The organism is Nostoc sp. KVJ20 (assembly GCF_001712795.1).
In the GTDB taxonomy this organism is placed as follows: Bacteria; Cyanobacteriota; Cyanobacteriia; order Cyanobacteriales; family Nostocaceae; genus Nostoc.
In genome coordinates this window covers 1-16,600 of record NZ_KV757648.1, presented here as the reverse complement: position 1 = coordinate 16,600, position 16,600 = coordinate 1, and the positions used below count along the sequence as shown (strand labels likewise).

The window sequence follows — 16,600 nt, the reverse complement described above, 5'->3', positions numbered from 1 at the left end:
CTAGTTCAGACTCTTCAATCCCTTCCAAGGCTTCTTCTTCCACTTCCACCAGCTTGATTTCTACCTCCACTTATTCGGATTGAATGGTTGGCAACAATTTTTGATTCACCGATCCAATTTGGGAAATTTTTTTTTATTCTCTGATTACTATTGCCGGGCTAATATGCAACACTCGCGCAATATCGCGAACTCCACTGCCATTGAGTTTCATCTCTATAATTTGATGCTTAACTTGTCTAGTCCGTCTAGGCTGTCTTGTATTGATAAAAAATATCCGGCGCAGGCACTCCCGATTCTGGCACAGGTAACGTTGCTTACCCTCTGGAAGATTTACCGTGTTTAATAATATCTGATGAGCGACAATCAGGACATAGCACAGGAAGCAAGATGGTTATAGGACGGACTTAAATCACTTATTTAACTTAACCCCAGCTTCTATTATTACAGTATTCCAACAGTTTGATAACATTACCAACGGATCTATACTTTTCGGTAGAGGCACTTGCCAAGAATAAATCAGCCCAGCCGTATCAATAATATTTTTGGCAAAACCGAGATATCTAGGCGCTTTCGCCCTCAAGGCGAAAGCGACGGCTGGGCTGATTTATTTATTGGATCTCCCAGATACAAATCACCTTGAGGGGAGACACAAGACCCCGGAATATTTACAGGCTAAAGAATGTGGCAAATTATGGTAAAACAAAAAGAGCCTTTATTTGCAATAAGTTCTAATTAATGACAATATTACCGGAATTCTACGAAATACACCTGAAGCGGAAACTAGGACGTGCCGAATATTTATTCATAAAATTTCTGATTAATTTACTATAGTCTATTAAAACTGTTAGCCTTGAAGCGTTGGCTACTGGTTTACATATACCAATATTTTTGAAAGTAGAAGAAAGGAAATTCAACGATTTTTATTTTTATCTTTAAATTATATAAATGTTGAAGAGATATGGTTTCCAATTATTACAGGGCGGCCGCATCATGTCAATAAGCAAAGTCTATTCTCAATAGAGCCAAAATTAATGTCATTAACTCTTGCTTATTGCGAAAATTTTAGGCATAGGCAAAGCCCGCCGCAGGCATCGCTTTGGGGCTTAAAAAATAATCAAGCGCGAAAGGAAAGATTTTTTCGTTGGTTCTTAACCTTCGTTGTAATCAAGAGTAATTTAGATGCGTTTGCCCTGGTGCTACTTCTAAGCTCAATCCTCAAGGAGTGCAAGCTTTATACCCTCAATGACGTTAATTTGGCATAGCGACAAATAAAAAGTCACTGTACAATCTAAATTTTTCTAGGTTTCCTGTTCCAGGAATTTCTATAACTTCATGCCAGAAATCCTAAAAATTAGATACTGAATGCTTACATATCACCTGTGCTGCTATTGAAAGGTTAGCCAAAATATAGTCAGCAATTCCTAAACGAGACATTTGAGGCTGAGACTGATTACCCTGATCTATCAAAATCGTTTTACACCCTGCACTATGTCCAGCTTCTACATCACTGAGATTATCGCCAATAAACCAAAAATTTGCTAAATCTATATTTTGTTCGCTAGCTGCACGTAAAATCAAGCCTGGTTTAGGTTTACGGCAATCGCAAGCAATTGCATACTCAAATATTACACCATTTGGATGATGGGGACAGTAGTAGAATCCATCTAGCGATAGATCCGCTTTTTCTAATATTTCATTCAATCGTGCTTCCACTCCCATCAAGGCAGATTCTGGAAAATAATCCCGTGCTACTCCCGACTGGTTAGTAATCACAATTAATTTATATCCAGCTTTGCTAAGTATTTGTAATCCTTCAATAGCACCAATTTTCATTTTGATCAATTGTGGATCAACATTGTTTGGTACATTTTCAATTAAAGTACCATCTTTATCTAAAAATATCGCCAACGTTTGAGATTGTGAATTTAATTTGTTAGGTCGATGCAAAGTTTTCTGATTTTTCAAGAAGTATATTTCCCAATCTTAAATCTAATGTAATATCTGTAAACCGTTAAAAATCTTTTACCAGAGTATTCATACTATTTGGAAAGACAACCATATCCAAAACGGGATTCTCAATCCCAAATAGTATTAAGAGTAGACCAGAATTCTGTCTATCTGACCAACTTACGGCGACGACCTAATAGAGCAAAAACACCAACACCGAACAAAGCGCCAAGACCAACGTTAGGCTCAGGGACAATAGTTGTCAGGCCGATAAGACGCTTACCGCTACTGATAGTGCCTACTGAAGTAGCAGCACCTGTGGTCAAGTTGATAGTGTATAGATTGGAGCCGGATGTCGAGGCTGGAGTCAATGCTGCAAAGGCAGTATTCACCCCATTGTCTGTGAAGATGTCAAAACCTGCTGCCGAGATAATGTCAAGACCGAGAGAACCTACTAGCCCCAAGGTGCCATTATTAGGCGGATTCTGTATAGACAATGTATCAGTAACGTAGTCAATATCGTACAGTATGGTTCCGGTTGCTGGGTTATTATCAACATTTGTATATGCTACAGCAGTGATGTTGGGATCTCCTGGGTTCAATGTTCCATCAACAATAACTGCACCAGTGTCCACGTTGATGCGGTAGTTTTGATCATTGCTACCAATGACCCGTAGACGATCAGGTACTGGGTTAAAGTCTACTCCAGAAATAGTCCCGCCAGTAAAGGCTGAGGAGAGGGTACTTACAAAAGAAGCAGCACCAGTGAACGGGTTGATGGTGTATATGTTGTTAGTATTCGTGAGACCATAGATCAGATTGTTAGCTGGACGACGGTCAATCCCCAACAAAGTACCATCGACCCCAGTGACTGAGATAGTGCTATTACTGGTGGGATTGCTGGAATCAAAAATAACTAGATTGTTGTCTTCAGTTAGACCTACCAGACTAACAGCCGCCGCTGGTTTGGCGATGCTGAGTAGATCAAATGTTGCTGCTATTCCCAGTGCAGTGATGACTGTACCTAGTTGACTTAATTTCATTGAAATGCCTTTAATTGGGATTTTTACTTGTGTGATGAGTAAAATTCAGCCAAACATACAACTAGCGTAAATACGTAAGTATATTCACGTCAATCTAAATTTTTTTAGAAAGGAGAATGTAAATTTTACTTGCAGTAAATAGTACATTAATAAGTACTGTAAGTTCAATCAACAGGATATATCTTCATTGAAAATTTAAACTACAAAAGTTTAAACTCTACCGAAATATGATGTGTGTACAAATAATTTGAACTAGTTCAAATTGTTGTTTATCTCTTTTTATCAATCATTTGTAAAGGTTTTAGGTGTATTTTACTCTAGTAATATAGTTATGTTTATTTGCACCTATTTAATTATTATCCATTATTGCATTTAAGAAGATGTTGAACTACTTGACGCACTCGCATTCAATTGTCTCAAACACGAACCTGCGACCCTACCCCCGACACCCTATTTTCACGAGGTTTCACATGAACCAAGCGTGCTATTCCCTACAGACTTGTTTACACGAATATTTGCGATCGCTCGCGTTGCCGATTGGCTAAGGACTTCCAGCGAATAAAATATACAGTTTTTGAGGGTTTCGCCTGATTTGAGCCGAAACATGGTTGCATTACCAGGGTCAATATTTGCTTTTCGCCTACCTAAGAGAGTAATAAATATCGAAACTTTACCGAATTGAAGTTGAAACTTTAAATAAAAAAATATTGATGTTTTATATGATTACTTGTGTAAGATAAGGCGTATTTATGAGTTTTTCTCAGTGGGCATCAATTTTTGGCTGTACGACAGCAGCTTTTATATCAATTGCGCCTCTACAGGCAGAAGCTGCAAAATATCAAATACAGTCTGGAGTCACTAGCGTTTATCATGATCTGAGTTTTCTTAGCAGTATCGGTTTAAATTTCACAGGCAGCAATAATACAGTTACGCCAATTAACAGTGATTTTATAGTTGGCTTTGGTATATCCCCAACTACCAATTTTACGTTCAGCGACGTGGGTGGGTTTTCTCAGCTTTCAGGTACAATTCAACACACTGGTACTGTTACATTCAATAAAGAAATTACTATTGGAAACTTTTCTGTTGGCTATGATCCGACACGTGCTATCAACAATGCCAGTGGGCTTTTTTTAAAAGACACAGTTTCTCTGAATAAAATTTTGTTTGATTTGAGCGCTCCAGGCAATATGGAATTTGATGGCAAAAATTTAACTATCGCTAACGTTAAATTACTGTTTACTTCCGATTTTGCTAGTATACTTGGCGACTCTAGCTTGCTAGGTCAGGTAGGTGGAACTGCACGAATTGATGCAAAAGTCGTTGAAGTACCTGAATCTACAAGCGCGATCGCATTTTTAGTAGCGGCTGTGCCTCTGTTGAGAAGTAAGTTGAGAAAGCAGATGTAATTACTAATTCTAGAAAAGTACCAGAGACAATTTACTTGTCTCTGGTAAATATTGGTTGCTGTAGTATTAAGCTGAATACTTTTTAAAATAAATAGAAAAAAGTCAGAATACGGAATTCAGAATTTAGTCTTCAGAATACCCCATCAATCAGACCACCACGGGTTTGATAGGGATGGGGATGGTGTGGGTTGTGAGAGTTGACTATGTAAGCCCTGCCCTACAAAGGCAACATAATTGCAAATTCAGTTCCTTGATTGAGTATGGAATTAACCTCCATTACTCCACCATGCTTTTCTACTACAATTTGATAAGCGATCGCCAATCCCAGTCCAGTACCTTTACCAACTGTTTTTGTTGTAAATAGATAATTAAAAATTTCTTGCCTCACCTCTTCCGTCATGCCAATACCATTATCGGCAATCCGAATCGTTACATATCCAGGGCTGGACATCTCTGTAAAGATTTTGATTGCTAGGGAATCATTGACTCGCTTGCCCTGCTGCCAAACATCTTCTAAAGCATCTACAGCATTAGCTATTAAATTCATGAACACTTGATTGAGTTGTCCTGGATAGCACTCAACCTTTGGTAAGGAAGCGTATTTTCTGACGACTTTAATTTCAGGTCGCTGTCCTAACCCTTTAAAACGATGTCGCAGGATTAATAATGTATCGTCGAGTCCCTCATGAACATCAAATTTAACCTTTACCGATGTGTCAGTCCGGGCAAAGTTTCGCAGCGACATGGATATTTCTTTAATTCGTTCTGTGCTAACCTGCATAGAATTGAGGAGATTGGGTAAATCTTCTAAGAGAAAATCTAAATCTGTTTGAGCGATCGCATTCTGAATGACAGGCGGTAGCTGGGAATAATTTTCCTGACATAATTGCAGGACATGAGTCAGATCAGCAATATACTCTTGAGCAGGAGGAATATTGCTAACAATGCAGCTAATGGGATTATTCATTTCATGTGCTACACCTGCTACCAATTGACCAAGCATTGAAAGCTTTTCTTGTTGCACCAGTTGCACTTGTGCCTTTTGTAACGCTGTCGTTCGCTCTGTAACCATTTTTTCCAGATTATCGGTCAATTGCTTCAGTTGCAAATGGATTCGCACTCTGGCAATCACTTCTGCTTGTTCAAAGGGTTTGGGAATGTAATCAACGGCTCCTAACGAGAACCCTTTCACCATACTTCCAGTATCAGCCAACGCTGTCATAAAAATAATTGGGATGTTTTGCGTTAATGGATCAGCTTTAAGTTTCTGGCAAGTTTCAAACCCATCTATTCCCGGCATTTGCACATCTAACAAAATTAGAGCAGGTGGTTTATGCCGCACCATGTCGATCGCACTTTCTCCATCTTCGGCGACTCTAACCGCGAAACCTGCACTTTTTAGCGCTTGTGATAATACTGACAAATTAGTTGGATTATCATCAACAATTAAAACAAAATCAGGGTTTTTCATAATTGTCAAATATTTTTTATAAAATGAATTAACAAGACCAAAAATCTTATTAAGGATTATTTACAGTTATTTAGACTGGCTTATCCATTGATTTAATGCCTCTCGCAATTTCCTGATTTGGAAATTCTCGGCAAGTTGGATTACTTGTTGAGCAAAATCAAAACAAACAGGATAATTACTCTTTAAGTTATTAGCTTCATGCAATATCTCATCAACATTGCCATCTTTTGCTAACTCATACAAGTTAGTCAAAATCTCAATCGAAGGTAAAGAGGGATTCTGAGAATCTGACTGAATATGAGTTTGATTGTACTTTAAATCAATTTCCGATTCTGGTGCATAAATCCATACCAAATTTAATTTTAATCGCAGTAATTCCAGCAAAGTTTCAGCTACAACAGGTTTAGATAAGAAAGCATCCGCTCCAACATCTAAACTACGATTTTGATCGCTGTCAAACACACTTGCAGAAGAAGCAATGATTGCTACGTTTTTTAACTGAGCAGATTGCTTGATGTACCGAATCAGCTCAAAGCCATCCATTACAGGCATAACTAAATCAGTAACGATCAAGTCAGGTTGAGATGTAACAGCCCGATCAATCCCCTCTTGTCCATTACTAGCTTCTATTAACTCAAATCCAATTGGTTCTAATAAATTAAGGATTACCGAACGGTTTTCCCACTTGTCATCTACTACTAAAATGCTGCGTTTTTTGCCTTGATAGCCTGTAATAGCTCCTTGTTGCATTACTCTGGAACTTGCAGCCCATTGTTTTGCTTCTGGTAACTCTACTTCAAACCAGAAAATACTACCTTGACCAATTTGACTTTCAACTTCCAAAGCACTACCCATGAGGTAAACAATTTTTTGACTAATAGCTAATCCCAAACCTGTTCCTTCAGATTGTCGTTTGATGTCTCCTGCTTGCTCAAAGGGAAGGAAGATTTTCTGCAATTGCATCGATGTCATCCCAACCCCTGTATCTTCTACTTGAAAACGAATTTTATAATTAGTTATTTGTTGTATTTCTTGACTACTGACCCTGGACGAATGATTAATAACGTTTACTTTTAAAGTCACCCCTCCTTTATCTGTAAACTTGACTGCGTTACCCAAAAGATTAATCAGAACTTGCCGCAGTCTTTTCTCATCGGCGTGGATACCAACCGGGAGTTGAGAGTCGGGCTGATACGTGAAGGAAATAACTTTTTGATCAGCTTTAATCCGACAGATTTCGACTACTCCTTCCAGAAACGAAGGAAAATGGAAATCGATGGGATGCAACTCCATTTTGCGGGCTTCGATTTTAGACAAATCCAGCACGTCATTAATTAAAGTTAATAGATGAAAGCCGCATTGATGGATAATTTCAATTCCTTTGTATCCTTTGTCGGACAAGGTTTCAGTCCGTTGTAAAATTTGAGTATAACCGAGGATGCCATTTAGTGGAGTTCGTAATTCGTGGCTCATGTTGGCGAGAAATTCACTTTTGGCTTGATTGGCAACTTCGGCAACAGTTTTTGCTTCGTTGAGTTGGGCTGTTCGTTCTTCAACTCGTCGCTCTAGTTCATCATTGGTTTGCCGCAGTATAATTGCTGATCTTTGGTTTTCACTAGTTACCGCAGAGATCACAAAGGTAGTGATAGCAATTACACAAATGAATGATTGCAACAAGATCAGCGATTCATTAGGTGAGAGTTGTTTAGCAAACGAACCAAAGCCTTTAACAGTACCAAAAACCGCGATTGCTGACATAATAAGTACAGCTAGAGTCGATATCCGCGCTTCAAATCGAAATGCCGTCCAAATTAATGGTGGAATGATCATGTATTCAATTGGGTATCCCCCTGAAAAGGCGACCCGAACAATCGCCATCATTGACAATAAGACGAATGCAAGTTCGATAATTTGTCGCCGATGGAAGCTTCTCGGCGATGGAGATTTTTGCAACCACGCTAGCACTAAAGGTGTAACAATTAAAATACCTGTGCTGTCTGATGTCAGCCAAGTTCGACAAATGTTACTAAATATTGACCAAGGTGCAATACCACTAATACAAAGCGTTAGTGCAGCCAAGATGGAACTGATTAGGGGGCTGGGTATAGTCAGAACCATAAATTTAAAAACATCTTGCGATCGCTCTAAGAAATGGCGACGCTTGATAAACTTATGAATTAAAAAAGTTGCTACGAAAGGAGTAATTAAGTTGATAGCCGGAATGATACTACTAATTAAAAGATTGTTCTTAAAAAAGAAAATATAACTAACAATAAAATCACTCAAAAATATGATGGGCCAGACCCGATAGCCTACCAATAACATTCCTGCTAAAAACACACCGAATGAAGGCCAAAATGCTGACGCACCACCAACAAATGTCATGGATAAACCTATGTATCCAAGTCCGAGGTGAACAATAGGAATGGTCAGTGCTGCTATTATAAATGGACGATCCAGCTTGGGTAGGAATTGCTGCCTTGTCGTAGTTTGCTGCATTTCTTGTCTCCGTGCAGATAGCTGAAGGCCAGTAACCCTCAACAAAGGTTGTCCAGTTTATAATTCCCAAAAGTAGTTGTGACTTCACGGGACTTAAACAAAAATTAAGCCCAAATAAAGCCAAAATTGCCGACGGCTTGCGAACCGCCCTGACATCTATTTCACAGAATTGGAAATGCTCATCTTGCAGAAGCTGACGGTACACTTCAGGGAAAGGCGTTATGGCGGGAAAGAATTTTCTCTAATTTTACCGAATACTGATCAGCCTGGTGCAGTTCATGTTGGCAATAGCCTGCAAGCTCAAGTCAGAGATTTACAAATTACTCATGACGGGTCTGCCATCAATCAGTATGTCACCATGAGTCTGGGAGTGGCAACTATTATCCCTACTTGGAAGTCCTCAACTTCAGATTTGATTATAAAGGCAGATAAAGCGCTTTACCAAGCAAAATCAGCAGGTCGAAATTCTATTATCTCTAATTAACATAGGCAATGCTAATAAATTTAGTTGCAGGGATTAAGGTTAGAAAAAAAGAGAAAATCCCATCTCTATGTAAGTTTTACAGAGCAGATTAATTTATATATAAAAGCCATTAGGAGTATTGCAAGAAGCTAGCTCCATTCTTTTAGAATACTTGGTACTAGCAATAATTAAAATATTTACTGCTTTTTCTTCTACTATAAGAGACATTTTTATATTTAGAATATATAATTTGTTGTTAATGTTTTCTAAAATTTATTTATTAGATAAAATTAAAATATGCTGGAACTATTACAAAAATTTTTTACAGATAGCTTATTTATTCCACATGGACATTGTTACCTTTGGAAGACAGGATTAGTATGGCTACACATTATATCAGATTCTTTAATTGCCCTTGCCTATTTCTCTATCCCCATCGCCCTTTTTTACTTTGTCCGCAAGCGTGAGGATTTGCCTTTTAAATCAATACTTTTATTATTTGGAGCTTTCATTATCTTTTGTGGTATAACCCATGTGATGGAAATTTGGACGCTTTGGCATCCAACTTATTGGCTATCTGGTTTTATAAAAGCTTTGACTGCTTTGATATCGGTTTATACAGCTTTCACATTAGTGCCAATAATTCCCCAGGCGCTAGCTTTGCCAAGTCCAGCGCAACTAGAAGCAGCTAACAGTCAACTAAAACTTACTCTCAAAGACCTTGCAGATACACAAACTCAACTTATTCAAACTGAAAAAATGTCTTCTTTAGGGCAGTTAGTTGCAGGCATTGCCCATGAAATTAACAACCCTGTTAGTTTCATTTATGGTAATATCACCATTGCCAATGAATATACTGAAAACTTGTTTAAATTAATCTCACTTTATCAAGAATGCTACCCACAAACCCTATCGAAAATTCAGATTTTAACTGAGACGATAGAATTCGATTTTGTTAGAGAAGATTTACCAAAAATATTATCTTCAATAAAAATAGGAGCTGAACGCATCTGTGAGATTGTTCTATCATTACGGAATTTTTCGCGGCTAGATGAAGCCGAGATAAAAAGAGTTGATTTACACGAAGGTATTAATAGCACTCTCTTAATTTTAGGTAATCAATTAAAAGGCCAAGGAAAACATCCAGATATTGAAGTTATTAAACAATATGGGGAACTCCCTCAAGTCGATTGTTACCCTGGGCAGCTTAATCAGGTGTTTTTGAACCTTTTAACTAATGCCATTGATACTTTGAGAGAGTCAATAATCGGTTGCCCGTTACCAGAGAGCAATATTATAACAACTGGAAATAAACAATCAACAAATCACAATCCTCAAATCCGCATTGTTACTGAAGTTTTAGATAGTAATCAAGTAATGATTCGAGTTATTGACAATGGCTGTGGGATGACAGAAAAAGTCAAGCAAAAAGTCTTTGACCCTTTCTTTACAACTAAACCTGTTGGTTCAGGTACAGGTTTAGGAATGTCAATTTGTTATCAAATTGTAGACAAGCATGGCGGTCAGTTAAACTGTATTACACAACCACTTCAAGGAACAGAGTTTCAGATCCAGATTCCGATCAGGAGCAAGTCCTTCTTCTGAATACTAGCATTTATTTTCTCTGAGTTAATCCTATGCTTTTATGCGCCAAAAAAGGATTGCTCAGAAGCTAGTAAAATTCTTGCTTGTTCTTGAGCCAAGGGCTTTGAAAAGAAGTAACCTTGTGCTTGTTGGCATTGTAACAATTTAAGTTGTACTAATTGGTCAATTGTTTCTACCCCTTCAGCAACGACACTCATTCCTAAGTTATCAGCTAAAGTAACAATAGCCCGAACAATAGCGAATTGTTCAGTATCGCTATCAATGCGATTGATAAAGGAGCGGTCAATCTTGAGAACATCAATGGGAAAATTATGCAGATAAGCTAGAGATGAATAACCTGTCCCAAAATCATCAATACATAATTGCAAACCAAAAGCCTTAAGTTGCTTAAGGACGGAGGTCGCCTTTTCAGGAGAGGCAATAATTGCAGTTTCTGTAATTTCTAACTTTAAGTTGCTAGGGTTAAGACTAGTATTTTCGAGAATTTGGCTGATTTGTTCAATTAGATCAGGTTGAGAAAACTGTTTACCAGAAAGGTTAACATTGATGGTCAAGGATTTGATGGCAGGAAATTGTAGTTGCCACTGCCGCAATTGCTGACAAGACTCAGTTAGTACCCAGTGACCAATTGGGATAATTAGTCCAGTTTCTTCTGCTATAGGAATAAACTCGGCTGGAGAAATGAGTCCACGTTCTGGATGTTGCCAGCGAACGAGCGCTTCAAATCCAGTAATTGTTCCAGTTTTCATACAAATAATTGGCTGGTAGTAAAGGCACAACTCCTGTCGTTCAACTGCCCAGCGCAAGTCAGTTTCTAACTGCAACAGCGTTACTGCCCGATGATGCATAGTGGTATCAAATACTATATGCCCAGCTTGACTCTGCTCTTTAGCACGGTAAAGGGCAGTATCGGCATCTCGAAGTAAATCCGCAGGTTGAGTGTATTTGTTTGTACCTAAAGCAATACCAATGCTAGCAGTCATAAATACTTCATATCCGCACAAGTTGAAGGGCGACTTTAATGCCTGATGTATATTTTCTGCGATGCATGTAGCATCTTCAATGCTTTGAATATGGGAAAGTAAAATGGTAAACTCGTCTCCACCTAAACGAGCAACAGTATCGTCAGGCTGGAGGCACTGTTGTAAACGTTGAGCAAGTGTTATCAATAGTTGGTCGCCAACTAAGTGTCCTAAACTATCGTTGACGACTTTGAAACGATCAAGGTCAAGGAATAGGACAGCAAATAAATTATCTGGATTACTTTTTATCTCTATAATGGCTTGTTCTAGCTTGTCTATAAATAAAATCCGATTGGGCAGTCCAGTTAGAGCATCATAAAAAGCATTATGAACTAACTTTTCTTCAAGAAGTTTGCGTTCAGTGATATCTGTTGCAATTCCATCGATACGAATCGGCTGACCACAAGCGTCATAAATTAAATGGCTTCGGTTCAACAGCCAGCGTACCTGCCCATCAGGTCTGACAATTCGGTATTCTAGTTCTTGCTTGTCAGTTAAGAATAATGGTTGAATGGCAGCATAAACTAGTTGCTGATCTTCTGGGTGAATGACTTCAAACCAAAGATTAGAGTTATCAAAAAATTCTGATACAGAATAACCATAAACTTTCAGCGCAGAGGGGTTGATATAAAGGGTTTCAAAAGTATCAGCAGAAATTGACCAAATCACATCTTCAAGAGAACATAAAATTCCATCCAAACGTTGTTTGCTTTCTTGCAGTGCAGCTTCTGCTCGTTTCCGGTCAGTGATGTTAGTAACCATCCCCAAGGCTCCAGCATAATTTCCCTGGTTGTCTAATAACGGGGCACAAGAAATAATTGCCCAAAGGTCTGAACCATCCTGACAGCGAAATTTGAAATCATGTGCTTCGTGAATCCCTTGATGACGACGCAAAAGGTAAGCATTGGCAATTTCCAGCCCTTCTGAATCCATAAAAGAAAACAGCGTTGTACCCATCATTTCTTCAATGGTGTAACCCAACATTGTTGCCATCTGTTGGTTAACAAAAGTAGTACGATTGTCTCTATCGAGTACCCAAATTCCTTCAGTTGCTGTGTGTACAATGCGGCGATACTGTTCTTCTTGCTTTCGTAATGCTTCCAGAGCTTCTAGATGGTGAGTAATATCAGTTTGGATACCAATAAAATTAGTCAAATAGCCAGAATTGTCAAACACCGGAGCTAAGTAGAGTTCATGCCAAAACGGTACATTATCCTTGCGGTAATTCCGTAAAATGACATGACATTCTCTTCGTTCTTGAATAGCACTACGCAATTCCTGAAGGGCTAATTGCTCTGAATCGTTTCCTTGCAAAAAGCGGCAGTTTCGTCCAATTACTTCACTGGCACAGTAGCCTGTGATCGACTCAAATGCTGGATTAACATAAATGATCGGATTATCTGGTTGATTGGGATCTGTCAAAATAATCCCATTACTACTAGCAGCAATCGCACGTTCCATCAGATGTAAATCTACTTGTGGCTCTTCTAATCTGGAGACAGTTTCAACTGTTTGGATGCTCAGATTGTCGTCTCTAGTGCTTACAATAGAAGAGTTAACATCTACCAAGTTTGGTTGGCTGTGCGTGAAGTCAATGACATCTTTGAGTGGTTCTACAGTATTTGTTAATAATAAATTCTCCTGCTGGGTTTTTAAATGCTCAGTATTATTCGTAAATATGAATAGTGCCGCCAGTTTGTCTTCGTAATTAACAACCTTAGCTGAAATTTTTGCCTTAAAAGTATCACCGTTGGTTTTTTTGACTTCTACAGCATAACTATTAATGAGGTTGCCACTTTTAAGCTTGTCAACTAATTGAGTCCAAAAAGCAGGCTGGGCATAAAACTCAGGGATAATCTTGTCGAATCTTTGGCTTGAATCAATTCCAAAAAAAGGCGCTAGTAATCCGTTTTTAAAAAGAATCTGTTCGCTTTGCAGACATACAATTCCAATCGGAAACGGGCTAAGTTCTGTTAACGAATAAAGTATCTGCTCCCAGTCTATTTTTAGCGGATTATCTGAAGCTTTCACCTCTGGCAACGAATCTTTACTCGTATAGCTACACCCCCTTATGTATTCTTCATTTAATAAAATCGGCTTTTTAGTAGGATTATTTGGCGTATACTGATTTTCGTACACATTCAAGCCAATAAAGTTTTTCAAGTTTGATAAATTACCTAATAGATTCAACCCTATATTTGAGCTTTCTAAAAAGCTGTAATACAGAAATTATATAACTCTATAAAATAGAAAAAAACAGATGATCTTATTTTTACTATTAAATATAAAAGTTGGGTACTTTTTCTAAATATCTAATAATTTATCTTTTGATAAATTATTAGCATTTATTACAGCTACTTAAACACTAAATAGTTTTTGGGGTCAAAATATTCAGAAATTGAGACTTTTAAGCATTGGTTATAAAGTTTTTTTAACTATTTTTAATTTACCCCTTTAGATAGATGAAGTTACATTTTTTACAGAATCTTTACCTAAACATAATATTTCTTAATTTTACTAAGGGTTTCTAGTAGTCTGCCAAGTCAACAATGCAAAGGTGGTTAGCTCCAAGGGCAGAGCAGCAGAGGGGAAAGAACTTCGTATTTGAACTCTCCTCTGCACCCCTGCTCAAGAGCCTGCCTCCACCTAACATTTTTGGGTTGGCAGACTACTAGCTAAGGCTGATACAACTTTTTAGCTTTTTAGCTTTGTTGCCTGATAGCAAACACTCTTTCGGGTTTGGGATGTCAGCAGACTTGTCACTGCTGATAATTGCATCCTATTGGGTATTCGTAAACAAACACTATAAATGAATAGCACGCTTGATTCATGTGAAACCTCCTTGCTGGCATGGCGTTGGGGGTAGCGTGTTGGGTGTAGTGGTTCAGGCAATTTAATCCCAGTACGTGAGTTCAACATTTTCTTAATTACCCACACCCAATCCTGCAACCCCACACCTTTTTATCCAGGAATACCAGGGGTTTACACTTTTGGGTGTGCCATGAAGACATCGTTCTTATCTTCAGGCAATAAATCATCCTGCTATGTCTTTGCCACTCTTGTAAGTCATAGCTCTGGGTTTTCTTTTCTTGAGAGGGGTTACTTTCGATTGCTTGGGTGCTTGTGGCGGACGGCATTTCTCGCAATATAGAGGTCGAACACCAAAGGTTTCTCGTTGTGTGGGTTGTTCGCATTGCTTACACACAAAGTTGAAAACGCGAGTATGAATTTCCCGCTTGTGCGCTCTAACCGTGTACTCTCTGACTTCAATAGTTTTGCTGGGCATCGGCTAATAAAATGGCCTTACTTCTTAATAATAGTTTTTCTTCAAATTTATGAAAGGTGTATTATCCCTAAAATAGTGATAATTGCCCAGGTGAAATATTGCCTCGTCTGAATCGGTAGTAATGAAGATGGTAGCTACTACATAACGGGGCAAGGTTCTCTAAACGGTTATCAGACGGATCGAAATTGTAGTGATGTACCTGAAGGTTATAAACCCGACGCTGACTCAAAGTTATTCTGGTGGCTTTTCACCTGGGCGCAAACAAGGGCGTTCGCAACGAGAGCAATGCCAATCAGAAGAATTCTTTACAGCAGTAGCAATTTGTTTCCAATCAGGAGAGTAGTGAGTTCGACTCATATTTTATTTGAGGGTAGAACGAAATCATTCTAATTAATTAAGATAGTCCAAAATATCACTTTTTTGACGGCGAAGAATAGAAAGTGCTTTATGTTCAAGCTGGCGAATTCTTTCTCGGCTTAAGTTAAGGCGTTCTCCAATTTGAGTTAGGCTCAGTTGATGGTCATTTTCTAGCCCGAAACGTAGAGTTAGTACTTCTCGTTGTATTGGAGCTAAGGATGCTAGCAACTCTTTAATATTCTGGCGCATCAGTGAAGAATTTAATTCTTCCAAAGGGGAAATTTTTTCGTCAGCTAAAAGTTCGCTTAATTCTGTTTCTTGTTCATTCCCAACGCGCATTTCTAGCGAAACTAACTTTCGGTCTGCTTGAATATATTCTCGAACCTGCTCTGGTTTAACCTTTAATTCTTCAGCAATTTCTACTACAGTTGGTTTTCGACCCAACGACTGGGATAATTCCCGTTGTATTTTCTTGATTTTATTCAGTTTTTCGTTGATATGGATAGGCAAACGAATAGTTCGTGATTGTTCTGCGATGGCACGTGTGATTGATTGAGTAACCCACCAATAGGCATAAGTTGAAAGTTTGTAGCCCTTGTTTGGATCAAACTTTTCAACGCCACGGTATAAACCGAGTGTACCTTCCTGGATCAGATCAAGAAATTCTAAGTTTCGGTTCTGGTACTTTTTAGCGATCGCTACCACCAGCCGTAGGTTAGCAGTCACCATTTTCTGTTTAGCTCGTTCCCCTTGATGAAGAATTGACTCTACTTCGGCTTCAGTTTTACCAAGAGTCGCGGCTAATTCTCTTGCAGTTGGTTGTCGATTTAGTTGAAGTGCGAGGCTTGAGCGTTGTTCTTCAATCGCCATCATCTGCTGCACAAGCCTAGCATTTGTAATTTCTTGCTCAGGAGTTAGCAGAGGGTAGCGTCCGATTTCTTTGAGGTAGGAGCGAACTAAGTCGGTAGTTGGACTGGGCATACTTTCAAATAATTGTGACGAATACTTTTATTTTTCGTTTGACTAAAATCTCTTATTTCAACAATTAGCTAACAACTTAAATCTTAACTATAGACTTAGCCCAATGTGTCTTTTGTCAAACAAGTTTATAACTATAATACTTGAAATCTTCAAATAGGTAAATACTAAAAGCTGCTTTATTTTATCAATAAGCTTTAAAATAACGAAGAAATGTAGCTGAGTCAAATTAGAAAGAAGCTACGCTAAATTTAGAGTGAAGTCCTCTCTTGAAGAGAGGATGTGTTCAAATACGCTTCACATTTGAACAAAGGTTAAGAACGCTTTGCGTAGACCAGTTGAAAATTACAAATACTTAGTCGAGGAATAATCATGGATATGCAATCTCTACTTACCCTGGCAATAGTAGCTATTTTTTGGGCATTTGTTACTCTCGTTATATTCCAGTTCATTAACGGACTATTTGTATCGGCTGCTAACGTTAGCAATCTGGTTTCAGTTAGCAATGGAAATATAGCCG

General features: G+C 38.4%; 13 protein-coding genes. 4 read left to right on the top strand and 9 right to left on the bottom strand.

The window, feature by feature from the left end:
* Window positions 1–133 precede the first annotated feature (133 nt).
* The 3 genes from A4S05_RS44290 to A4S05_RS22365 all read right to left on the bottom strand — a co-directional run bounded on the left by A4S05_RS44290 (window position 134) and on the right by A4S05_RS22365 (window position 2,990).
* Window positions 134–220: an IS1-like element transposase gene (locus A4S05_RS44290; protein WP_370684478.1), complete on the bottom strand. Its 87-nt coding sequence runs from the start codon at window positions 218–220 to the stop codon at window positions 134–136.
* A 1,124-nt stretch (window positions 221–1,344) separates the two neighbouring features.
* Window positions 1,345–1,965 carry a D-glycero-alpha-D-manno-heptose-1,7-bisphosphate 7-phosphatase gene (locus A4S05_RS22370; protein ID WP_256091086.1) on the bottom strand — a complete coding sequence of 207 codons (621 nt, stop codon included), beginning with the start codon at window positions 1,963–1,965 and terminating at the stop codon, window positions 1,345–1,347.
* 149 nt (window positions 1,966–2,114) lie between these two features.
* Entirely contained in the window at window positions 2,115–2,990 is an 876-nt protein-coding gene (locus A4S05_RS22365) for a DUF4394 domain-containing protein (RefSeq protein WP_069071997.1), read from the bottom strand.
* A 749-nt stretch (window positions 2,991–3,739) separates the two neighbouring features.
* Between A4S05_RS22365 and A4S05_RS22360 the strand changes: the two genes are divergently transcribed.
* Together A4S05_RS22360 and A4S05_RS44285 are read left to right on the top strand one after the other, a co-directional pair.
* Window positions 3,740–4,399, top strand: coding sequence for a hypothetical protein (locus A4S05_RS22360; RefSeq protein WP_069071996.1), 660 nt, complete (start codon window positions 3,740–3,742; stop codon window positions 4,397–4,399).
* A gap of 75 nt (window positions 4,400–4,474) precedes the next feature.
* Entirely contained in the window at window positions 4,475–4,600 is a 126-nt protein-coding gene (locus tag A4S05_RS44285) for an excalibur calcium-binding domain-containing protein (protein WP_084227215.1), read from the top strand.
* A gap of 16 nt (window positions 4,601–4,616) precedes the next feature.
* Here the strand turns inward: A4S05_RS44285 and A4S05_RS22355 are convergent, their stop codons facing one another.
* Together A4S05_RS22355 and A4S05_RS22350 are read right to left on the bottom strand one after the other, a co-directional pair.
* Window positions 4,617–5,870, bottom strand: a complete 1,254-nt coding sequence (locus A4S05_RS22355) for a sensor histidine kinase (protein ID WP_069071995.1) — start codon at window positions 5,868–5,870, stop codon at window positions 4,617–4,619.
* 66 nt (window positions 5,871–5,936) lie between these two features.
* Window positions 5,937–8,369, bottom strand: coding sequence for an MASE1 domain-containing protein (locus tag A4S05_RS22350; RefSeq protein ID WP_069071994.1), 2,433 nt, complete (start codon window positions 8,367–8,369; stop codon window positions 5,937–5,939).
* Between the two features lie 175 nt (window positions 8,370–8,544).
* Here A4S05_RS22350 and A4S05_RS22345 point away from each other — a divergent pair, with 175 nt between their 5' ends.
* Together A4S05_RS22345 and A4S05_RS22340 are read left to right on the top strand one after the other, a co-directional pair.
* Window positions 8,545–8,853: a diguanylate cyclase domain-containing protein gene (locus A4S05_RS22345; RefSeq protein ID WP_069071993.1), complete on the top strand. Its 309-nt coding sequence runs from the start codon at window positions 8,545–8,547 to the stop codon at window positions 8,851–8,853.
* Between the two features lie 276 nt (window positions 8,854–9,129).
* Complete coding sequence (locus A4S05_RS22340; RefSeq protein WP_069071992.1) at window positions 9,130–10,437, top strand: sensor histidine kinase; 1,308 nt, start codon at window positions 9,130–9,132, stop codon at window positions 10,435–10,437.
* Between the two features lie 38 nt (window positions 10,438–10,475).
* On the opposite strand, the gene A4S05_RS22335 is transcribed toward A4S05_RS22340, so the two are convergent.
* The 4 genes from A4S05_RS22335 to A4S05_RS22325 form a co-directional block, all read right to left on the bottom strand.
* Window positions 10,476–13,622: a sensor domain-containing protein gene (locus A4S05_RS22335; RefSeq protein WP_256091085.1), complete on the bottom strand. Its 3,147-nt coding sequence runs from the start codon at window positions 13,620–13,622 to the stop codon at window positions 10,476–10,478.
* Between the two features lie 871 nt (window positions 13,623–14,493).
* Complete coding sequence (locus tag A4S05_RS39255; RefSeq protein ID WP_084227214.1) at window positions 14,494–14,745, bottom strand: hypothetical protein; 252 nt, start codon at window positions 14,743–14,745, stop codon at window positions 14,494–14,496.
* Between the two features lie 231 nt (window positions 14,746–14,976).
* Entirely contained in the window at window positions 14,977–15,102 is a 126-nt protein-coding gene (locus A4S05_RS44280; RefSeq protein WP_370684477.1) for a hypothetical protein, read from the bottom strand.
* 33 nt (window positions 15,103–15,135) lie between these two features.
* The gene (locus A4S05_RS22325) at window positions 15,136–16,083 is read right to left on the bottom strand and encodes an RpoD/SigA family RNA polymerase sigma factor (protein WP_069071991.1); all 948 of its coding nucleotides are present in this window, start codon (window positions 16,081–16,083) and stop codon (window positions 15,136–15,138) included.
* Window positions 16,084–16,600: the final 517 nt, after the last annotated feature.